At 65.2% G+C, this 17,815-nt stretch carries 15 protein-coding genes; 5 read left to right on the top strand and 10 right to left on the bottom strand.

The window, feature by feature from the left end; translation table 11 throughout:
• Positions 1–3: 3 nt before the first annotated feature.
• The gene (gene dxr, locus CXY71_RS20155; protein ID WP_104139864.1) at positions 4–1,086 is read right to left on the bottom strand and encodes a 1-deoxy-D-xylulose-5-phosphate reductoisomerase; all 1,083 of its coding nucleotides are present in this window, start codon (positions 1,084–1,086) and stop codon (positions 4–6) included.
• 211 nt (positions 1,087–1,297) lie between these two features.
• Between dxr and CXY71_RS20160 the strand changes: the two genes are divergently transcribed.
• Positions 1,298–1,981: a 1-acyl-sn-glycerol-3-phosphate acyltransferase gene (locus CXY71_RS20160; RefSeq protein ID WP_104140050.1), complete on the top strand. Its 684-nt coding sequence runs from the start codon at positions 1,298–1,300 to the stop codon at positions 1,979–1,981.
• Positions 1,982–2,022: 41 nt separating this feature from the next.
• Positions 2,023–3,369 carry an aminotransferase class III-fold pyridoxal phosphate-dependent enzyme gene (locus CXY71_RS20165; RefSeq protein ID WP_104139867.1) on the top strand — a complete coding sequence of 449 codons (1,347 nt, stop codon included), beginning with the start codon at positions 2,023–2,025 and terminating at the stop codon, positions 3,367–3,369.
• Positions 3,370–3,487: 118 nt separating this feature from the next.
• On the opposite strand, the gene CXY71_RS20170 is transcribed toward CXY71_RS20165, so the two are convergent.
• The 4 genes from CXY71_RS20170 to CXY71_RS20185 form a co-directional block, all read right to left on the bottom strand.
• On the bottom strand, positions 3,488–4,294 hold the full coding sequence (locus CXY71_RS20170; RefSeq protein ID WP_146072883.1) for a hypothetical protein: 807 nt from the start codon (positions 4,292–4,294) through the stop codon (positions 3,488–3,490).
• 164 nt (positions 4,295–4,458) lie between these two features.
• The gene (locus tag CXY71_RS20175; protein ID WP_104139873.1) at positions 4,459–5,601 is read right to left on the bottom strand and encodes a hypothetical protein; all 1,143 of its coding nucleotides are present in this window, start codon (positions 5,599–5,601) and stop codon (positions 4,459–4,461) included.
• A complete protein-coding gene (locus CXY71_RS20180; protein WP_104139876.1) occupies positions 5,598–5,957 on the bottom strand; it encodes a PadR family transcriptional regulator in 360 nt (119 codons plus the stop codon). Before CXY71_RS20180 ends, CXY71_RS20175 begins: the two co-directional genes overlap by 4 nt.
• Positions 5,958–6,072: 115 nt before the next feature.
• Complete coding sequence (locus CXY71_RS20185; protein ID WP_104139879.1) at positions 6,073–6,555, bottom strand: OsmC family protein; 483 nt, start codon at positions 6,553–6,555, stop codon at positions 6,073–6,075.
• A 107-nt stretch (positions 6,556–6,662) separates the two neighbouring features.
• On the opposite strand from CXY71_RS20185, the gene gabT reads away from it, so the two are divergent.
• Together gabT and CXY71_RS20195 are read left to right on the top strand one after the other, a co-directional pair.
• Positions 6,663–8,051: a 4-aminobutyrate--2-oxoglutarate transaminase gene (gene gabT / locus CXY71_RS20190; protein ID WP_104139882.1), complete on the top strand. Its 1,389-nt coding sequence runs from the start codon at positions 6,663–6,665 to the stop codon at positions 8,049–8,051.
• Positions 8,052–8,055: 4 nt separating this feature from the next.
• Positions 8,056–9,048, top strand: a complete 993-nt coding sequence (locus CXY71_RS20195; RefSeq protein WP_104139885.1) for an asparaginase — start codon at positions 8,056–8,058, stop codon at positions 9,046–9,048.
• A gap of 283 nt (positions 9,049–9,331) precedes the next feature.
• Here CXY71_RS20195 and CXY71_RS20200 read toward each other — a convergent pair whose 3' ends face one another.
• From CXY71_RS20200 to CXY71_RS20215, 4 genes are read right to left on the bottom strand one after another with little or no spacing between them, the layout of a single operon-like run.
• Complete coding sequence (locus tag CXY71_RS20200) at positions 9,332–10,138, bottom strand: ABC transporter permease (RefSeq protein ID WP_233198191.1); 807 nt, start codon at positions 10,136–10,138, stop codon at positions 9,332–9,334.
• The gene (locus CXY71_RS20205; RefSeq protein WP_104139888.1) at positions 10,135–11,067 is read right to left on the bottom strand and encodes an ABC transporter permease; all 933 of its coding nucleotides are present in this window, start codon (positions 11,065–11,067) and stop codon (positions 10,135–10,137) included. The genes CXY71_RS20200 and CXY71_RS20205 overlap by 4 nt, the downstream gene beginning before the upstream one ends.
• Position 11,068: 1 nt before the next feature.
• Entirely contained in the window at positions 11,069–12,268 is a 1,200-nt protein-coding gene (locus tag CXY71_RS20210; protein WP_104139891.1) for an ABC transporter ATP-binding protein, read from the bottom strand.
• Positions 12,268–13,482 carry a PotD/PotF family extracellular solute-binding protein gene (locus tag CXY71_RS20215; RefSeq protein ID WP_104139894.1) on the bottom strand — a complete coding sequence of 405 codons (1,215 nt, stop codon included), beginning with the start codon at positions 13,480–13,482 and terminating at the stop codon, positions 12,268–12,270. The genes CXY71_RS20210 and CXY71_RS20215 overlap by 1 nt, the downstream gene beginning before the upstream one ends.
• 220 nt (positions 13,483–13,702) lie before the next feature.
• On the opposite strand from CXY71_RS20215, the gene ald reads away from it, so the two are divergent.
• Complete coding sequence (gene ald, locus CXY71_RS20220; RefSeq protein WP_104139897.1) at positions 13,703–14,818, top strand: alanine dehydrogenase; 1,116 nt, start codon at positions 13,703–13,705, stop codon at positions 14,816–14,818.
• Here ald and CXY71_RS20225 read toward each other — a convergent pair.
• Positions 14,815–17,787: an FtsK/SpoIIIE domain-containing protein gene (locus CXY71_RS20225; protein ID WP_104139899.1), complete on the bottom strand. Its 2,973-nt coding sequence runs from the start codon at positions 17,785–17,787 to the stop codon at positions 14,815–14,817. The genes ald and CXY71_RS20225 overlap by 4 nt on opposite strands.
• Positions 17,788–17,815: the final 28 nt, after the last annotated feature.

The following is a 17,815-nucleotide window of genomic DNA, read 5'->3' on the forward strand; positions in this document are numbered from 1 at the left end:
GCGTTACTGAGCTGCGATGAGCTTGTCGGCGGCGGCACGCGCCCAGCGTTCGGCCTCGGCCAGCGACTCCCGGCTGAGCTCGCCGCCCTGTTCGTGGGATTCGACCACGCGCAGCACCGTGTCGATGATATCGAGAAAGCCGATGCGTCCGGCGTGAAAAGCTGCCACGGCCTGCTCATTGGCCGCGTTGAACACCGCGGGATAGGTGCCGCCCTTGCGGCCGACCCTCTTGGCCAGCTCGACCGCCGGAAAAGCGGCATCGTCGAGCGGTTCGAAGGTCCAGCTATGCGGCACGGTCCAGTCGATCGGGGTGCCGACGGCGGCGACCCGGTTCGGCCAATCCAGCCCAAGCGAAATCGGCAGCCGCATGTCCGGGGGCGAGGCCTGAGCGATCGTCGAACCATCGACGAATTCAACCATGGAATGCACCACGGATTGCGGGTGTACGACGGCGTCGATGCGGTCGTACTCCACGTCGAACAGCAGGTGCGCTTCGATAATTTCTAAGCCCTTGTTGACCAGGGTCGCCGAGTTCGTGGTCACCACGAGCCCCATGTTCCAGGTCGGGTGTGCGAGCGCCTGCGCCGGGGTCACTCGAGCGAGCTCGTCCAAACTGAAACCGCGAAAGGGTCCACCGGATGCCGTCAGCACGAGCCGACGCACCTCACCCTGGGTCCCCGCGAGTAACGCCTGCGCGATCGCCGAATGTTCGGAGTCCACCGGCACGATCTGCCCCGGCGCAGCAAGACTCTTCACGAGGTCGCCGCCGACAATCAGCGACTCCTTGTTGGCCAGGGCCAGGGTGCGCCCGGCCTTCAGCGCGGCCAGGGTCGGACCGAGGCCGACCGAGCCGGTGATGCCATTCAGCACAACATCGGCGTCGACGTCCCGAACGAGCTGCTCGGCCTCGTCTGCGCCAAGCGCGGTGTCGTCGACAGCGAAGTCAGCCGCCTGCTGCTCAAGCAATTCGCGATTGCGCCCGGCCGACAGACCCACCACCTCGAACCGCTCTGGGTTGGCGCGAACGACGTCCAGGGCCTGGGTTCCGATCGAGCCAGTAGACCCGAGAATGATAACTCTGCGCATACCTCCATGCTAGGTGCCGGGCGCGGCGTATGTTCGATGCTGGCCAGTCTTGGCGTAGTGTCAACGGGTGACTGGTGCCGATGCAGAACTCAAAGACAACGCTAAAACCATCACGATCGACACTTCAGAGCCAGTCGCCCCTGACGATGTGCAGGACGAACCGGAGCGGGTCAAGCGCCCGGGATTCGTCTATTTTCTCGGTTATGGCATCATGGCGCCCGTCGCTCGAATCGTTTTTCGACCGAATATCGTGGGCCGCGAGAACATCCCGGCGACCGGCCGTGTCATTCTCGCGAGCAACCACCTCTCGTTCATCGACAGCATCGTCATTCCGCTTGTCGCCACCCGCCGCGTGCAGTTTCTGGCGAAATCGACCTACTTCACCGGAACCGGTTTCAACGGCTGGGTGTCCCGCACCTTCTTCACCGCGATCGGCGCCATCGGAGTGGAACGCGGAGCCGGACAGGCCGCGCAGGTCGCGCTCGACGCCGGCCGCTGCGTGCTCGACGCCGAGGGCGCCTTCGCTATTTACCCGGAGGGAACCCGCTCCCTCGACGGACGCCTCTACAAGGGCCGCACCGGCGTCGCCTGGCTGGCACTCGCCACCGGAGCCGTCGTCGTTCCGGTCGGACTGATCGGTACCCAGGAGATTCAGCCGGTCGGTACCAAGGTGCCCCGCATCCGCAAGGTCACCGTCACCTTCGGCGAACCGCTCGACCTCGGCCACCACGGCCCGGCCACCTCCGGCAAGGCCCGCCGGCAGGCAACGGATGAGATCATGGCGGCTATTCATCAGCTGTCCGGTCAGGAATTGGCCAACGCCTACAACGAATCCCCGCCGGTCGGCACCCTAAATCGCCTCGCTCACCGGGTGTTTCCGCGCGAACGCCTATAGCGGCGGTCTGCCTGACGCGCTGACGGTCATAGGCTGGATGAATGACTGCAACGTATTCGGTGCCCCAGCAACGCAAACTCGTGACGGCTCTTCCCGGCCCCAAGTCGGTTGAACTTCAGGCCAGGCGTGAGAAGACGGTCGCCCGCGGCGCCGGAACCCTCGCCAACATCTACATGGATCACGGCGCTGGGGCCATTCTGGTCGACGTCGACGGTAACCAGATCATCGACCTCGGCTGCGGTATCGGCGTGACCACGATCGGTCATGCGCATCCGGATGTCGCGGCGGCAGCATCCGCTCAGGCAGCGAAGTTGACCCACACCCTATTCACTGTGACGCCGTACGAGAACTATGTGGCCGTGGCTGAGAAGCTCGCCGACATCACTCCCGGCGACTTTGAGAAGCACTCGATTCTGGTCAACACCGGCGCAGAGGCCGTGGAGAACGCGGTGAAGATCGCCCGCAAGTTCACCGGTCGCCGCGCCATCGTGGCACTCGACCACGCCTTCCACGGACGCACCAACCTAACCATGGCGATGACGTACCGGCCCTGGCCGGAACGGGCCGGCATGGGCCCGTTCCCCGGAGAAATCTACAGTGTGCCGACGAGTTACCCGTTCCGCGATGGCCTGAGCGGGCTCGAAGCGGCCGAGAAGACCATCGATTACATCACGACCCACATCGGCGCGACCGAGATCGCGGCGTTCTTCGTCGAGCCGATCCAGGGCGACGGTGGCATCGTCATTCCCGCGCCCGGTTACTTCAAGCGCATTCGCGAATTCTGCACCGAGAACGGCATCGTCTTCGTGGCCGATGAGATTCAGGCTGGCCTGGCCCGCACCGGGGTCTGGTACTCGATCGAGCACCACGACGTCGTGCCCGACCTGGTCACCACGGCCAAGGGCATCGCCGGCGGCTTTCCGCTCGCCGCCGTCACGGGACGTGCCGACATCATGGATTCAGTGCAGCCCGGCGGCATCGGCGGCACCTTCGGCGGCAACCCGGTCTCGACCGCAGCCGCCCTCGCGGTGTTTAACCTGATCGAGCGCGACAACCTGCTCGACGAAGCGAAACGCGTCGAGGCCGCGCTCTGGGCGCGCATCGGCGACTGGGCGCAGAAGTTCTCCATCGTTGGCGAGGTGCGCGGCAAGGGCGCCATGTTCGGCGTCGAGCTCGTGCACCCCGGCACCAAGAAGCCGTACCCCGAGGCGCTCACCGCCGTGATCAAGCACGCCACGACGAACGGCGTCATCGCGCTGGATGCCGGAAGCTGGGATTCCGTGCTGCGCATCATGCCGAGTGTCGTGATCTCCGACGAGCTCATCGACGACGCGGCGACCGTGCTCGAAGAGGCTATCACCGCCCTGGTCGCCGCCTACCCCGCGTAACCCGAGGCCGCGTCCCGCCCCCTCGCCGAGCCGTGAGTTTCGGCCAGCGAGCCGTGAGTGTGAGGCCAGTTCAACGCTGAAATGGCCTCAAACCCCCCGGCTCGGCGACGGGTAACTACTACAGCGGTGGGCTCGTCACTATGCGCGTCGTACACCCCAGCTCGCCAGGCTCGATCCAGGCACGATCGAAGCCCCAAAATTCCACGACGCCGTCCGCACCGCGCACCGCGACGATGCACTCGCGTTCGCCCGGAACACCGACGGCGGCGAGGAACTCGCCATCTACGACAGCAGTGTCGACGGTCATGAACTCCTCGTGGAACGCCGCTTCCACGTCGTACTGGAGGCTCCCGCTCGACGCGGCACCGAGAACCGCCGCGAGCACGGCCTCGGCGTCGTCGGGTAAGGCCGGGAGCGGCGCCGCGGTCGGGGTCGTGATAGCAGGGTTGTCCGGGCAGTTGATGCCCTTTCGCGTGACCGGATGCGGCAGACGAAAGACCTCGTAGCGAAAACATTTCGTGGCGCTGCCCTCGCCGTACGAGGAGTCGCCGATCCCGCCCGCATTCTTCTGCTCCACGTCTACCCGGATGCGCACTTCGATGCGGGCGCCGGACTCGTCACCAGAGCTCCCGCTCCAGGCGAGTGTGTCCGCGTAGACCGTGGATCCGCGGGCGCCTGCCGCGGAATTCAGCGGAGTGATGTAGGTGGCCGCAAACCACTCCGCATCGCGTACCCGCGACACCGGCGAGTCCAGGTCGTCGGTGAGCTCCGCAGCGATGTGGTCGACCATGTCGGCAGCGACGCTCTCACCGGTAGCGCAGCCGGTCAGTGCAAGCACTGCAACGGTCGCCGCAGCACCCGCGCCAAGCCATCGTGTTCGCGCAACCGACAGATTGCGCGGCCCTCTGGCGGTGTTTCGACTCATGGTTCCCCCTCGTGCTACCTTAACCCGTGCAATCCTTCGGGTCGAGGTTCGCGCCTACCCCGCGTAGTCGCCCGCGGCAACCCAGTCGGTGATGTCAAGAGACTAGGGCGGCGGCAGGTCGAGTGCAGACGGGCTGATGACGGTCGGCACGTCGGACGGGCGCGTCATTGTTCGGCCACTGGCGCACCGAGTACTCTCGGTTCCGGCGATAGCGTGGGCGCGGGTGACGGCGTCGGCGACGGCGTGAGCGTAGGCGTGGGCGATGGCTCCCCCGCCGCCGGCACCACGACGAGCGGCCGGACCTGGGCGAACGGGAACGGCGACGGCGCGGCATCCGCTTGGTAAGCCTGCCCGAGATAGTCGTAGGTGGAGTCGACATCCGCTGACCTCACCAGACGCAGCGGGTACACGTTCCAGCCGCTGCCGCCCGGCACTAACAGGCTCGGCACCACCATGTCCTGCTCGCCGGTCGCATCAAGAAGTTGGGGCAGGTAGTGCGTATTGGCCGGGTCGTTGACCACGTTGAGCGCGCGGCCGTCTTGGTCGAACAGCTGCACGTCGGTGAGTGGCTGGCCGTCGGCGTCGTAGGCGAACACGTTGGTCACTTCCTGGCCGTTCTGCATCAGTCCCGGCATGCTGTACGGGTCGTACTCCACATACCCGCCGGCCTGCGCATTCGCCGCCTGGTGCGCCGTAAGAATAAGCACCCACGGCAGCGCCAGGACCGCGCACACGCTGACCACGGTGCGAAAGCGCGGCAGCCAGCGCCAGGGCAGCCATCGGCTGCGCCCCCATTGCACGCTCAGAACCACGAAGGCCCCGAGCGCGAGAGCGCGCACCGGGTTGGTCGGCAGGGTGCTGATCGCGCCGCCCACAAAGATCTCCGCGACCGCGTAGACCACCCAGCCGCGCAACACCCACCACAGCGGGCGCAAGACGAGCAGAAAGTCGAGGACCGCTGCACCGGCCGCAGTCGAGCGGATGCACCGAGTCACGTTCACCCGAATGCCTCCGACCCGAATTCGCAGCCGGCGCAGCCCCGACACCCGAACGGTGGGTGCCGTTCCCCGCACGGGGAGCCCGGCCGCGCTGCGCAGCTCGTCGGCGTAGGCGACCGGATCGCCGAGGTCGAAGTCTGGCGCATCGGCAGGGGCGCCGGCATCATCGAAGTCAGCGGCCTGCTCGGTCAGGTCGGCTTCAAGGCCGTCGGTGAGGTCATCGATTTCATCAGCCGGAAGGTCGCTCAGGGCCGCCCGCACTGCCAAGGCGAAGTCGTGAATGGAATGGGTGGTGGCGGTTTGGCTCATGACTTGTCACCGATCGTACGTAGGTGGGCTGTGGGTTGCGGCTTTTCGAGCAGCTGGGTGAGGGTATCGGCGAAGGCGGTCCAGTTCACGCGTTGTTCGGCGAGCATGGCCCTGCCGTTCTCGTTCATTCCGTAATACTTGCGGTGCGGACCGCCGTCGGACGGCACGACATAGCTCGACAGCGCCCCCGCGCTGTACAGCCGGCGCAGGGTGCCGTAGACCGACGCGTCACCGACCTCATCGAGCCCGGCGGCGCGCAACCGGCGCACGATGTCATAGCCGTAGCCGTCATCTTCGATGATCACGGCCAGGACGGCCATGTCGAGCACCCCCTTGAGTAACTGGGTAGTATCCATCGGCTTCCCTTCGATCGGCCTGACCCTCAACGCACCCCACACTACTACGCAATCCGCGCTACCGTGCCATGCGCAATCTGAACCCTCGCGCCGAGCCTTGAGTTTCCGCTACATCTCAGGTGACCGTGACCGGCTCGTGACCGACCGGAAAGTTCACCGAGGCCGCGATAAAGCATTCGCGGGCGGCCTCAGCGTGCAGGGACTGCGCGAACTCAATCTGCTCGGGGTCGGTAATCGTGACCCGTGGCCGCAAGGTCACCGTCGTGAAGTGGCCGCCACCTCCCGACACCTGTTCCATCGTGCCGACCGGGGTATCCGTATACGCCGTCACCGTGACCCCGTTTCGGGCCGCCACGTGCAGATACGACAGCAGGTGGCACTGGCTGAGCGCGGCGAGCAGCAGTTCCTCAGGGTTCCAGCGGTCGTTGTCGCCGTGAAAAGTCGGGTCCGACGAGCCGCTGATCGGTAACTTCTCAGCGGAAGCCCGCCCGGCCGGCGAAATCAGATGGTCGCGCCCATAGGCACGGTAATGGCTTGTTCCGGTGCCGCGATTGCCGGTCCACTCGACCCGCACCGCATATTCGTGCACTCCGTTCATATTTCTCCTCTATCTATGCAAGATTCTGCTTTACAAGATTCTTGCAGGCTGCTCAGGAACACCGCGCCCTCGGTCGGTCCAGCACAATTGGGTACAGTTGGATCATCATGACTGACACTCTCACGAACTCTGCCACCGTTGCCGCCACCACTTACTCTGTAGCGCAGGAACGAAAGATCGTCACGGCCATTCCCGGTCCGATCTCGGCGGCACTGCACGAGCGACGTCGGGCAGTCGTCTCCGACGGAGTCAGTTCCATGCTGCCCGTCTACATTGCCAAGGCCAACGGAGCGATCCTGGTCGACGTGGACGGCAACCAGTTCATCGACCTCGGTGCCGGCATCGGCGTCACCACGATCGGACACACCGAAACGAGCGTCGTCGCGGCCGCCGTCGAACAGTCCCAGGACTTCCTCCACACCCTGTTCACAGTGACCCCCTACGAAGAATACGTTCGGGTCGCCGAGCTGCTCGCCGAGCACACCCCCGGTGACTTTGCCAAGAAAAGCGTACTCATCAACTCCGGCGCCGAAGCCGTCGAGAACGGCGTGAAGATCGCCCGCAAGTACACCGGCCGTCGAGCCGTCGCGGTGCTCGACCACGCCTACCACGGCCGTACCGTGCTGACCATGGCCATGAATTACAAGGCCATGCCCTACGCCGCCGGTTACGGCCCGCTCGCCAGCGACGTCTACCACGCACCGAGCTCCTACCCGTATCACGACGGTCTCACCGGGGCCGAAGCGGCCGTGCGCACCGTTGCCTACCTCGACAAGGTAATCGGGGCATCCGACCTGGCCTGCCTCGTCGTCGAACCCATTCAGGGTGAGGGTGGTTTCATGGTGCCGGCGGATGGCTACCTGCCCGCCCTGCAGAAATGGTGCACCAAAAACGGTGTCGTCATGATCGCCGACGAAATTCAGAGTGGAATGGCCCGCACCGGAAAGTACTACGCAAGCGAGCACTTCGGTTGGATCCCCGACCTCGTCCTCACCGCCAAGGGCATCGCCGGCGGCTTCCCGCTCGCGGCCGTCACCGGCCGCGCCGAGATCATGGACGCCTCCCAGGCCGGCGGCCTCGGCGGCACCTTCGGCGGCAACCCCGTCTCCTGCGCCGCGGCGATCGCCGTGTTCGACGCGATCGAGGCCAACAACCTGCTCGCTCAGGCGCAGCGCATCGAGAAGTCCCTCACCGCGGGTCTGACCGCTCTGAAGAACAAGTACGACATCATCGGTGAGATTCGCGGCCGCGGCGCCATGATGGCGATCGAACTCGTGCAGCCCGGTACCGGCGACACGACGAAGGCCCCGAACGCCGCTGCGGTGACCGCCATCTCCGCATACGCCAGCCAGAACGGCGTGCTGCTGCTCACCGCCGGCACCTACGGCAACGTGCTGCGGTTCCTGCCGAGCCTCGCGCTCTCCGATGCGCTCATCATCGACGCCCTCTCGGTGATCGACGATGCTATCGCTGCACTGACCGCGCCCACCCGCTGACGCCGTGACTGAAACTTTCACGGTTGACGGTTCCGTCGAGCTCGCCGTCGTCGAACGCAGCGGGTTCATCGAATCCCGGCACGCTGGTTCGGCTGTCGTGCTCGGTACCAACGGCGAAGTGCTGCGTGCCCTCGGCGATGTCACCAGCGCCGTCTTTCCGCGCTCGGCCATGAAACCGTTCCAGGCTGTCGCGGTCATGGCGAGTGGCGTCGCCCTACGGGGAGCGGATGCTGCCATCGCCACCGCGAGTCACATCGGTACCGCGGAACACATCGCACTGGTTCGCGGGCTGCTCGCCCGGGCCGGAGTGCCCGAAACGGCACTCGCCTGCCCGGCGGCGTGGCCGATCGACTCCGCCGCGCGGGATGCGCTGGTGAAACGCGGGGCCGGCAAAGCTCCGGTGTACATGGAGTGCTCGGGCAAGCACGCGGCAATGCTCGTCGCCTGCCAGCAGAACGGCTGGGCGATCGAGGGTTATCTGCAGCCGGAGCATCCGCTGCAAAAACGTATTCTCGACGTGCTCGAGCGGTTCACCGGCGAACGTCCGCTGGCCTCGGGCATTGATGGTTGCGGCGCTCCCGTGCACGCCATTTCGCTCACCGGCCTGGCCCGCGGCATCGCCCGCATCGCCACGAGCAAGTCCAACTCGCCGTTCGCGATCTACCGTGAAGCCGGTTTTCTGGCCGAAGCTGTTCGTGCCAACGGCTGGGTCGTGGCCGGCTCAGGTCACTCCGACAGCATCGTCATCGACCGGCTCGGCCTGTTCGTGAAGGGCGGCGCCGAGGGCATCATGGTGGCCTCCGCCGAAAACGGCACCACCGTGGCGCTGAAGATTCTGGACGGCAACCTGCGCGCCGCAGCGGCGGTTGCCGTGGGTCTGCTCGCCGACGCCGGTGCGATCAAGCGACTGGATGTCGAAGAGTTGCTGCCTGAGCTCGGCCTCACCGTGACCGGCGGTGGCCGGCCGGTGGGGGAAATTCGCGCCAGCTACGTCTAACCGAGTCGATGGCGACGGCCCGTGCAATCTGAACGGTGACTTCGGGTAATTGCAACTTTGCCACCAGGCGGTGCACCCGGTTGACCACCGCTGAGGTGAGCGAATCAATGCCTGCATAGACGCTGCCCACCGCGATCTGACCGCCGATGTCGGCGGCCAGCCACGGTTTGTGATCGCGTGCGATTACGTGGTGGTGCAAGGGCGCCCTCGATCTCGACGATCTGCGCGACCGGCTTGCCCGAATCGGGCGGGTCCCGGCGGACCGGCTCGTCGCTCCTCGCGTCTAGCTGAGCCTGGCCAGGCGTCGCGCCTTGGCCGCTCCCGCCACCTGCACCGTCACGACCACGATGATGGCAATAATGAACACGGCCGAGGCGAGCACGTTGGCCTCAGCCGGAATGCCGCGGGCCGCCGAAATATAGATATATTTTGGGAATGTCGACACCGCGCCGGAGTTGAAGTTCGTGATGATGAAGTCATCGAAGGACAGGGCGAACGACAGCAGAGCGGCTGCGAGGATCCCCGGCAACAACAACGGAAAGGTGATGCGGGCGAACACTTGCGCGGCAGAACCGTAGAGGTCACGACCAGCCTCTTCGAGCGCCGGGTCGAGGCTCGCGACCCGGGCCTTGACCGTGACCACCACGAAACTGATGCAGAACATGGTGTGAGCGAGAATGATCGTCAGCATGTCTTTCGGCACCCCGACCGACAAAAACTGTGCAGCCAGGCCGGCACCGAGCACGACCTCCGGGGTCGCCATCGGCAGAAACAGCAGCAGGCTGGTCTGCGACCGAAACTTGAACCGGTAGCGCACGATGGCGATCGCGATCATGGTGCCGAAGGTCGTCGCAATAACGGTGGCGACAACCCCGATGAACAGGCTGTTGCCGAAGGCTTGACAGACGGCTCCGTTCTGCACATTGCAGACGCCCCGCCATTTATCTAAGGTGAAGCCCTGCCAGGTGATGTTCGACTTGAGCGAGTCGTTGAAGGAGTAGACGAAGGTGTACCCGATCGGAATCATCAGGAACAGCAGGGCCAAGGCACTGTAAGCCGGCAGCAACCATTTGCCGAGGGAGAGTTTCACAGCAGCTCCTCCGTTCCGGATCGTTTGACGTAGATGCTGACGATCACCAGGATCACGGTCATCAGAATGATCGACAGGGCAGCGGCTGCCGGAAAGTTCTGCAGCACCAGAAAGTTGGTTTCAATCACGTTACCCATCATCTGGGTGCCGGTACCGCCGAGAAAGTCCCGGCTGGCATTGATATAGTCGCCCGCCGCGGGAATGAAGGTGAGCAACGTGCCCGCGACGATACCGGGCATCGACAGCGGAATGGTGACCTTGCGGAACACGTGGAACGGGCTCGCGTACAGGTCGCTGCCCGCCTCGAGGTAGCGCACGTCGAGCCGCTCAAGGGTCGTGTAGAGCGGCAGGGTCATGAACGGAATGAAGTTATAGGTGAGACCGAAGATCACCGAGAACGCGGTGCCGGTCACGTGCGCTTCCGGCGCCATCAGCGACAGTGCCTTGAGCGTCTGCACCACGAAGGACTCATCGGAGAACAGTTGCTTCCAGGCCAGGGTGCGCAGCAGAAAGCTGATGAAGAACGGCGCGATCACGAGCACGAGCATGAGGCTCTGCAGTAGCGGCCACTTTCGCGCCTTCACCCCGATGAAGTAGGCCAACGGGTAGCTGATCAGCAGAGCGAAGAACGTCGCCGCGAGCGCATAACTGAACGAACGCACGATGTGCGGCCAGTAAGTCGTGACAACTTCGACGTAGTTCTGCCAGCGGAAGGCGTAATCGTACTGACCGATATCCCCGAACTCCCGCGGCGCCTGGAACGAGGTCAGCAAAAGCGACACCAGCGGGGTGAGAAAGAACAGCACCAGATACAGGATGCCCGGCAGCAGCAGAAACAAGGCCACCGGGCTGCGGCGCCTGGCGGCCGGATCGGTCGACGGCGCGGTCGTGGGTGGCGGCGCGGTCGAGGAAAATGCGGCGAAGGCCATCTCAGGCCTCCTCGAGCTCCGTGAGCAGCGATGACCGACGCTGCTGGGCGATTGTCTTGGTGTCGAGGTCGGCTTCGAATCTCGGACTCTGGGCGGGATCGTCGTCGAGACCGAAGCCGTGGACGACATTCCAGCTGAGCCAACAAGAGGCGCCGACGTGCGCGGCCGGGCCGAAGACCATGTTCTGGGCGAATACCACCAGGGTGCCGACGCCCGGCACGTCGACGAGGTATTGCGTGCTGACCCCGCTGAACGACACATCGATGACCCGGCCCGGGCCCAGCACGTTGCGGCCGGTGTCCTGGACCGGTGCTTCAGCGTGCAGGATGACCTTCTCGGGACGCACACCGATGGTGACTTCGCCCGACACTCGGTGGGCTCGCTCCAGCGGCACCACGATCTTCTGGCCAGAAACGTCGACGGCGATGGCGGTGCTCGTGGTGGACACGACCGGACCGGTGAACAGGTTGGACTGGCCCAGAAAGTTTGCGACGAACGAGGTCTTGGGTAGTTCGTAAAGCTGCTGCGGCTCACCCATCTGCTCGATTCGGCCCTTGTTCATGACCGCGATGGTGTCGGCCATGGTCATGGCTTCCTCCTGGTCGTGGGTCACGTGCAGAAAGGTCAGGCCCACCTCCTCCTGGATGGTTTTCAGTTCGAGCTGCATCTGACGCCGCAGTTTGAGGTCGAGGGCGCCGAGCGGCTCATCGAGCAGCAGCAGCGCGGGCCGATTGACGATGGCGCGAGCGAGGGCAACGCGTTGTTGCTGGCCGCCGGATAGTTGCTGCGGTTTACGGTGGGCGAGGTGGTCGAGCTCCACCAGGAGAAGCGCCTCGTGCGCCTTGGCCACCGGGCCTGCGATTTTGCGTCGGCGCAGCCCGAAGGCGACGTTCTCCAGCACGGTCATGTGCGGAAACAGTGCGTAGCTCTGGAACACGGTGTTGACCGGACGTTGAAAGGATTTCCGATTCGTCACATCCGCTCCCGCGATCAGGATGCGGCCGCTGGTCGGTTCTTCCAGTCCGGCGACGAGGCGGAGGGTCGTCGTTTTTCCGCAGCCCGAGGGGCCCAGCAGCGCGAAGAACGATCCGGCCGGAATGGTGAGGTTGAGGTTTTCAATGGCGGTGAACCCGGGGAAACGTTTTTCGACGCCGACCAGTTCCAGGTCAGCACCACGATCGGCGAACGCACCGACGGCCATCAGGCTGCGCCCAGCAGGATCGCCTGGAACTGGTTATTGAACGTCTGCTCTTCGGTGCCGTCGAGACCGCGAAAGACGTAGGCGTTGGCGAGAGTGGCATCGTCGGGAAAGATCAGCGGGTCTTCGGCCAACGCCGGGTCGATGGCCATCATGGCTTCCTTGGCCCCGACGACCGGGGTGATGTAGTTGACGTAGGCGGCGACCTCGGCAGCGACGGCCGGGTCGTAGTAGTAGTTGATGAGCTCCTCGACATTCTTCTTACCGGGCGAGCCGATCGGCACCACGAAGTTGTCGTTCCAGAGGGTGCCACCCCTCTCGGGAACGATGAAGCCCCACTTGTCGCCGTTTTCGGCGTTGAGCTGCACGATGTCGCCGGACCAGACGATGGCGGCGAGGGTGTCTTCGTTGGCGAGGTCTTCCTTATAGGAGTTGCCCTTGATGTTTCGGATCTGGCCGTCAGAGACCTGCTTCTCGAATTCGTCGATAGCCGCGGTGAACTCATCTTCGCCCCAGTCGCCGGAGATGTCGACGCCTTGATCGAGCATGATCAGGCCCATCGTGTCGCGCATTTCGGAGAGCACACCGACGCGGCCCTTCAGGTCGGCAGCCCAAAGGTCTTCGACCGAGGCCAACCCCTGGGGATACTTCTCCTTGTTCCAAGCCAGACCCGCGAAGCCACCCTGCCACGGCACGCTCATGGCCCGCCCCGGGTCGAAGTCGACGTCCTGCAGCGACGGCAGCAGATTGGCGAGGTTGGGAATGTTGGCGTGATCGAGTTCCTGGGTGTAGCCGAATCGAATCATGCGGCTGACCATCCAGTCGGTCAGACAGGCGACATCGGCACCGATGTCCTGGCCAAGGGCGAGCTGGTCCTTGACCTTGCCGTAATAGGAGTTGTTATCGTCGACGGCTTCGGTGTACTTGACCGAAATGCCGGTCTGTGCCTTGAACGCGTCGAGGGTCGGATAGCTGCCGGCATCATCCACGTCGATGTAGAGCGCCCAGTTGTCCCAGCGGATGGACTTGTCAGTGGCCGAGGTATCGGCCGCGGCGGTGGGTTTGGCTGTGGCGCCGGAGGAGCACGCGGCGAGCGCGAGCGCGGTAGCGCCGGCACCGGCGCCGGCCAGCAGTGTACGACGGCCCATTTGCGAGTTCTGCGCCCGACGAATGAGCTGGCGGATCATGGGATCAGCAGGCAGCGGCTTGGACTTCATCTGGTTCTCCTAGCATTCTGAGCACGCAGACTGTCAGGGCTAACGACGTTGCGAGTTGGTCGATAGTTGCACATATCGGTGGAAATTACACTTAAAAGTGTTCAAAACATTGATCTTGGAACCGATTTGTCACGAAATCAGCACATACTTGCAACATTCGCCCGTGAAATCGTCGCTTCACCGAGACTAGGGTGGTGGCCAGGAGCGAGAGAGGGACACCATGAGAATCGCAGTTCCCACCGAGACCAAGAATAATGAATTTCGGGTCGCGATCACCGCGGCGGGGGTGCACGATCTTGTGTTGCACGGTCACGATGTGGTCGTGCAGGCCGGGGCTGGGGCGGGTTCCTCGATCAGCGATGAGCAGTATCGCTCGGCCGGTGCGACGATTCTGCCGGACGCCGCGAGCGTCTGGGCGGCCGCCGACCTCCTGCTCAAGGTGAAAGAACCGATAGCGAGCGAGTACGGCTATTTTCGGGACGATCTGGTGCTGTTCACCTATTTGCACCTCGCCGCCGAACCCGACCTGACGAGGGCGCTGCTTGTGAGTCAGGTCACCGCGATCGCCTACGAAACCGTGCAGTTACCCTCCCGTGCGCTTCCGCTGCTCGCGCCCATGAGCGAGGTCGCCGGTCGCCTCGCACCGATCGTGGGTGCCAATGCCATGCTCAAACCGAACGGTGGCCCGGGTCTGCTGGTGCCCGGCGTTCCCGGCACGCATCCGGCCAAGATCGCCGTGCTTGGCGGCGGTGTCGCCGGAACCGCTGCGATGCAGGTGTCGCTCGGCCTCGGCGCGGAGGTGACCGTGCTCGACACGAATCTGTTTCGGCTGCGTGAGATCGACGCCCTGCACTTCGGTCGGGTCAAGACCATCGCCTCGAATAGCTTCGAGATCGACAAAGCCGTCATGGAGGCCGATATGGTCATCGGTTCGGTGCTGATTCCTGGTGCCAAGGCACCCAAGCTGGTCAGCAACGAGCTAGTGTCGCGCATGAAATCGGGCAGCGTGCTCGTGGACATCGCCGTTGACCAGGGCGGCTGCTTTGCTGACAGCCATCCGACCACTCACGCCGACCCCACCTTCACCGTGCACCGATCCTTGTTCTACTGTGTCGCCAATATGCCTGGCGCTGTGCCGCACACCTCGACCTATGCCTTGACGAATGCGACCCTGCCGTACGTGCGCGCCCTGGCCACGTTCGGCTGGGTGAATGCACTGCGCGCCGATGCCGCGCTGGCGCAGGGACTCAACGTGTTCGGCGGCCGCCTGATCAGTCCCCCGGTCGCGCTCGCCCACGGGATGACGCACCGGCAGCTCGCCGAGGTGCTGGCCTAGCCGCTCGCCAAGCTGCCGTCCGGTTCCGGCAGGACCGCCCGAGTCACGTCGCCATCGGGGTGCAGCACCCAGACTCGGCCGCGCCCGGGAGCCAGCGGTGGCGGCAACTGACGGCGGTGACTGACCATCCGAAAATCGGACAGGCCACACCGATCGAATACGATGCTGGCCGGCCCGCCGTTGAGCCGACCGCGTGCAGTCTGCCCACTTGTAATCTGGCCACGCAGCCGAGTCAGCAGGGTCCAGTGTGCCTGCCAGATTTCGGCGTCACCGACGACGACCAGCCGGCCGGGAGCATCCGTTTGACCGGTTTCGACGCTGATCAGGGCGGATGCTGTCGGCCCGGTCGTTCCCGCCAGCTCCACCACCGGCACCCTCAGCACAGCGCGCAGTCGCGCGGCGGTGCGCGCCGGTGACGACGATACGACAAGCAGCGGGCCGTGGTCGGGCAGCTGCGGAGTCGATCGGGCGAGCGGGGTGAGTTGCACCTGCACGGGCACCGGAGCCAGCAGTTGCACGCAGGTGTTGTGCCAGACTCCCCCACCGGCCGGCAGGGAGGCGTGGTAGTTGGCCGACAGCCCGCCGGCGGCGAGATGATCCTGCACGCTGGAAAGTTTGAGCAACAGGGTGCTCGGGCAGAGGGAAGCGAGTCCGGGAACCGCGCTGGTCAGCCGCTGCACGGCGACGACGAGGTGCACGCCGGCGGCAGGGCCATCGCGCAGTAATCCAGTGAGCAGATCGGCGGCGGCTAGTCGATGATCCGGCTGCCAGCGCGCCGAAACCGAATCGAAGTCGTCGAGCAGCAACAGTCGCGGCAGCGCTGTGGTCTGCTGTCCGCTTTCAATGCGCATGCTCACCCGTTCCAATGCGTCCCAGGTCGACTCGACGTCGGCGTTCACTAATTCAATGGCGATTTGGGCACCACGCTCGCGTTCGGCCACCCGGGCGATGGTGCACAGCAGCGTGGACTTGCCCGAGCCGGACCCGCCCACGACGAGCAGGTGACCGTCAATCTCGGGGGCGTAGGCGAACACGCGGTACCGCTGGCTGTCGGGCTCGTCGAGCACACCGAGGGGGTAGCCGGGAGCCGGGACACCCTCGACGGTGAACCGGCGCAGATCGGCCTCGGTCACCAGCGTCGGCAGCGCATTCAGCCACGGGCGCCGCGGTGCAGTACCGCCGGAGAAACGCGCCGCAATCTCCAGAATGTCGCTCTCCCCGGTCGAGGCGACCTGGCAGAGCACCGGCTCGACGGTATCGGTGGCGATCACGCACCGACCGGGTTGATTTGGATCCAGCGTGGCCGCAGCATCCGTTCCGATCACGGCCTGGCTGTCAGCCCGGTTATTGACCCGCAGCGAAAGGCGCAGGCTGCAGTTGGCCATCAGGGCATCGCGCACCACCCCGGCCGGTCGTTGAGTGCACAAGATCAGGTGCACGCCGAGCGACCGCCCGCGCGCAGCAATGTCGACGAACAGGGCGTGCAGCTCCGGAAAGGCCCCGAGCATGGCCGCGAATTCATCGACAACGATGACCAGTCGGGGCAGCGGATGCTCCAGCTCGGTCAGATTCCGCGCGCCAGCAGTGCTGAGCATCCGCTCTCGGAAGCGCAGTTCGGCCCCCAGACTGGCCAGGGCGCGGGCAGCCGTCTGGGAATCGAGATCGGTGATGAGCCCGACGCAGTGCGGAAGCCGGCTGAGGGGCGCAAATGCGGCGCCGCCCTTGAAATCAACGAGTAAGAAATTCACCTGTTCCGCTGAATGCACAGCGGCCAGGGACGCCACCCAGGTCGTCAAGAGCTCACTCTTGCCGCTGCCGGTCGTGCCGCCCACGATGGCGTGCGGTCCGGCTCGCACTAGATCGATGAGTACCGGCCCAGCTGGTCCGACTCCGATCACGCAACCCAGGCCGGTCGGGGCAACCGACGCCGGGTCGGCGGTTGCGCTGCCGCCTGCCGTGAGTAAGTCTGTCAGGGTAACGCCGACCGGGATCGCCCCGGCCGAGGTGACGAGGCCGGCGTCGCTGGCCTGGCGGGTGAGCGCCGCTGCAAAGTCGGTGGCCGCGGCCCTGGTCAGCAGTTCCGGGAAGAAATCGATGGCCGGCGCCCGATTCGGCGACCGGACCAGCTGCGCTCGGCCGGGACCGATCACCCGCACAACGGTTCCGCACCCCGGCGGCAGATCGTCGAGCCGGGTCGCAACGGCGACCAACAGTCGCCCCTGGCCGCGGTCGCGCGCGGTGCGTGCCGATGTTCCCGACGTCGCCTGATGCAGCACGATGTGCCGAGTTGCTGGTCGCACGTCGTCGTGTGGAAACGCGGCTGCCCACTCCCACTCGGGGCCGGTATCCAGGTCCAGGCCGACGTCGGTCGGGGGCAGTGCGAAGCACAGCTGCACGAGCACCGCCCGGGCCAGGGCTTCGGGAAGAGGTGCAGCCCCGACGATGCCGAGTCCGTGCGTCAGGTCGACGACGATCGGAGCGTCGGTGATGATCGCGGCCCAGTCACGAAGTTCTCGATGGTCGTTCGGAGCTGTCGCCCCGCCCAACCGAATGCCACTCGGTGCCGGGCCACAGCCCAGGGTGACGAGCGTGGCATCCGTTTGCCGCCAGCGCGCGGCGGAGGTACGGCCGAGCACGATGTCCCTGGCCGAGGGAGTCTGCTGCCAGGCGTCCTCCCTCCAGCGGGCCTGGCGTTCGGTGATCGCCACCCGAAGCACCGCGACGGCGTCGGCCTGTGCGGCAGTTTCGGTCCGGCGGCGTTTGCGCCCGGCGCGCCGCGAGTCGACCATGCTGGCCACCGCGATGAGCGGGCTGAGCACGGCGAAGATCAGTGCGAACGCTGACCCGGTGATCGACCAGATCAGGCCGGCGGCAGCCAGTGGTGCCACAGTGGCGAGAAGCGGAAATCCGGCCGGTGGCGCCGCGGAGGACGCCGGCGGCAGGCTGAGGTTCTCGTCAACGGTCGACACAGCACCAGCAGACCAGAGGATCGGCTCC

The sequence above is a fragment of the Cryobacterium sp. Y62 genome (assembly GCF_002929785.1).
In the GTDB taxonomy this organism is placed as follows: Bacteria; Actinomycetota; Actinomycetes; order Actinomycetales; family Microbacteriaceae; genus Cryobacterium.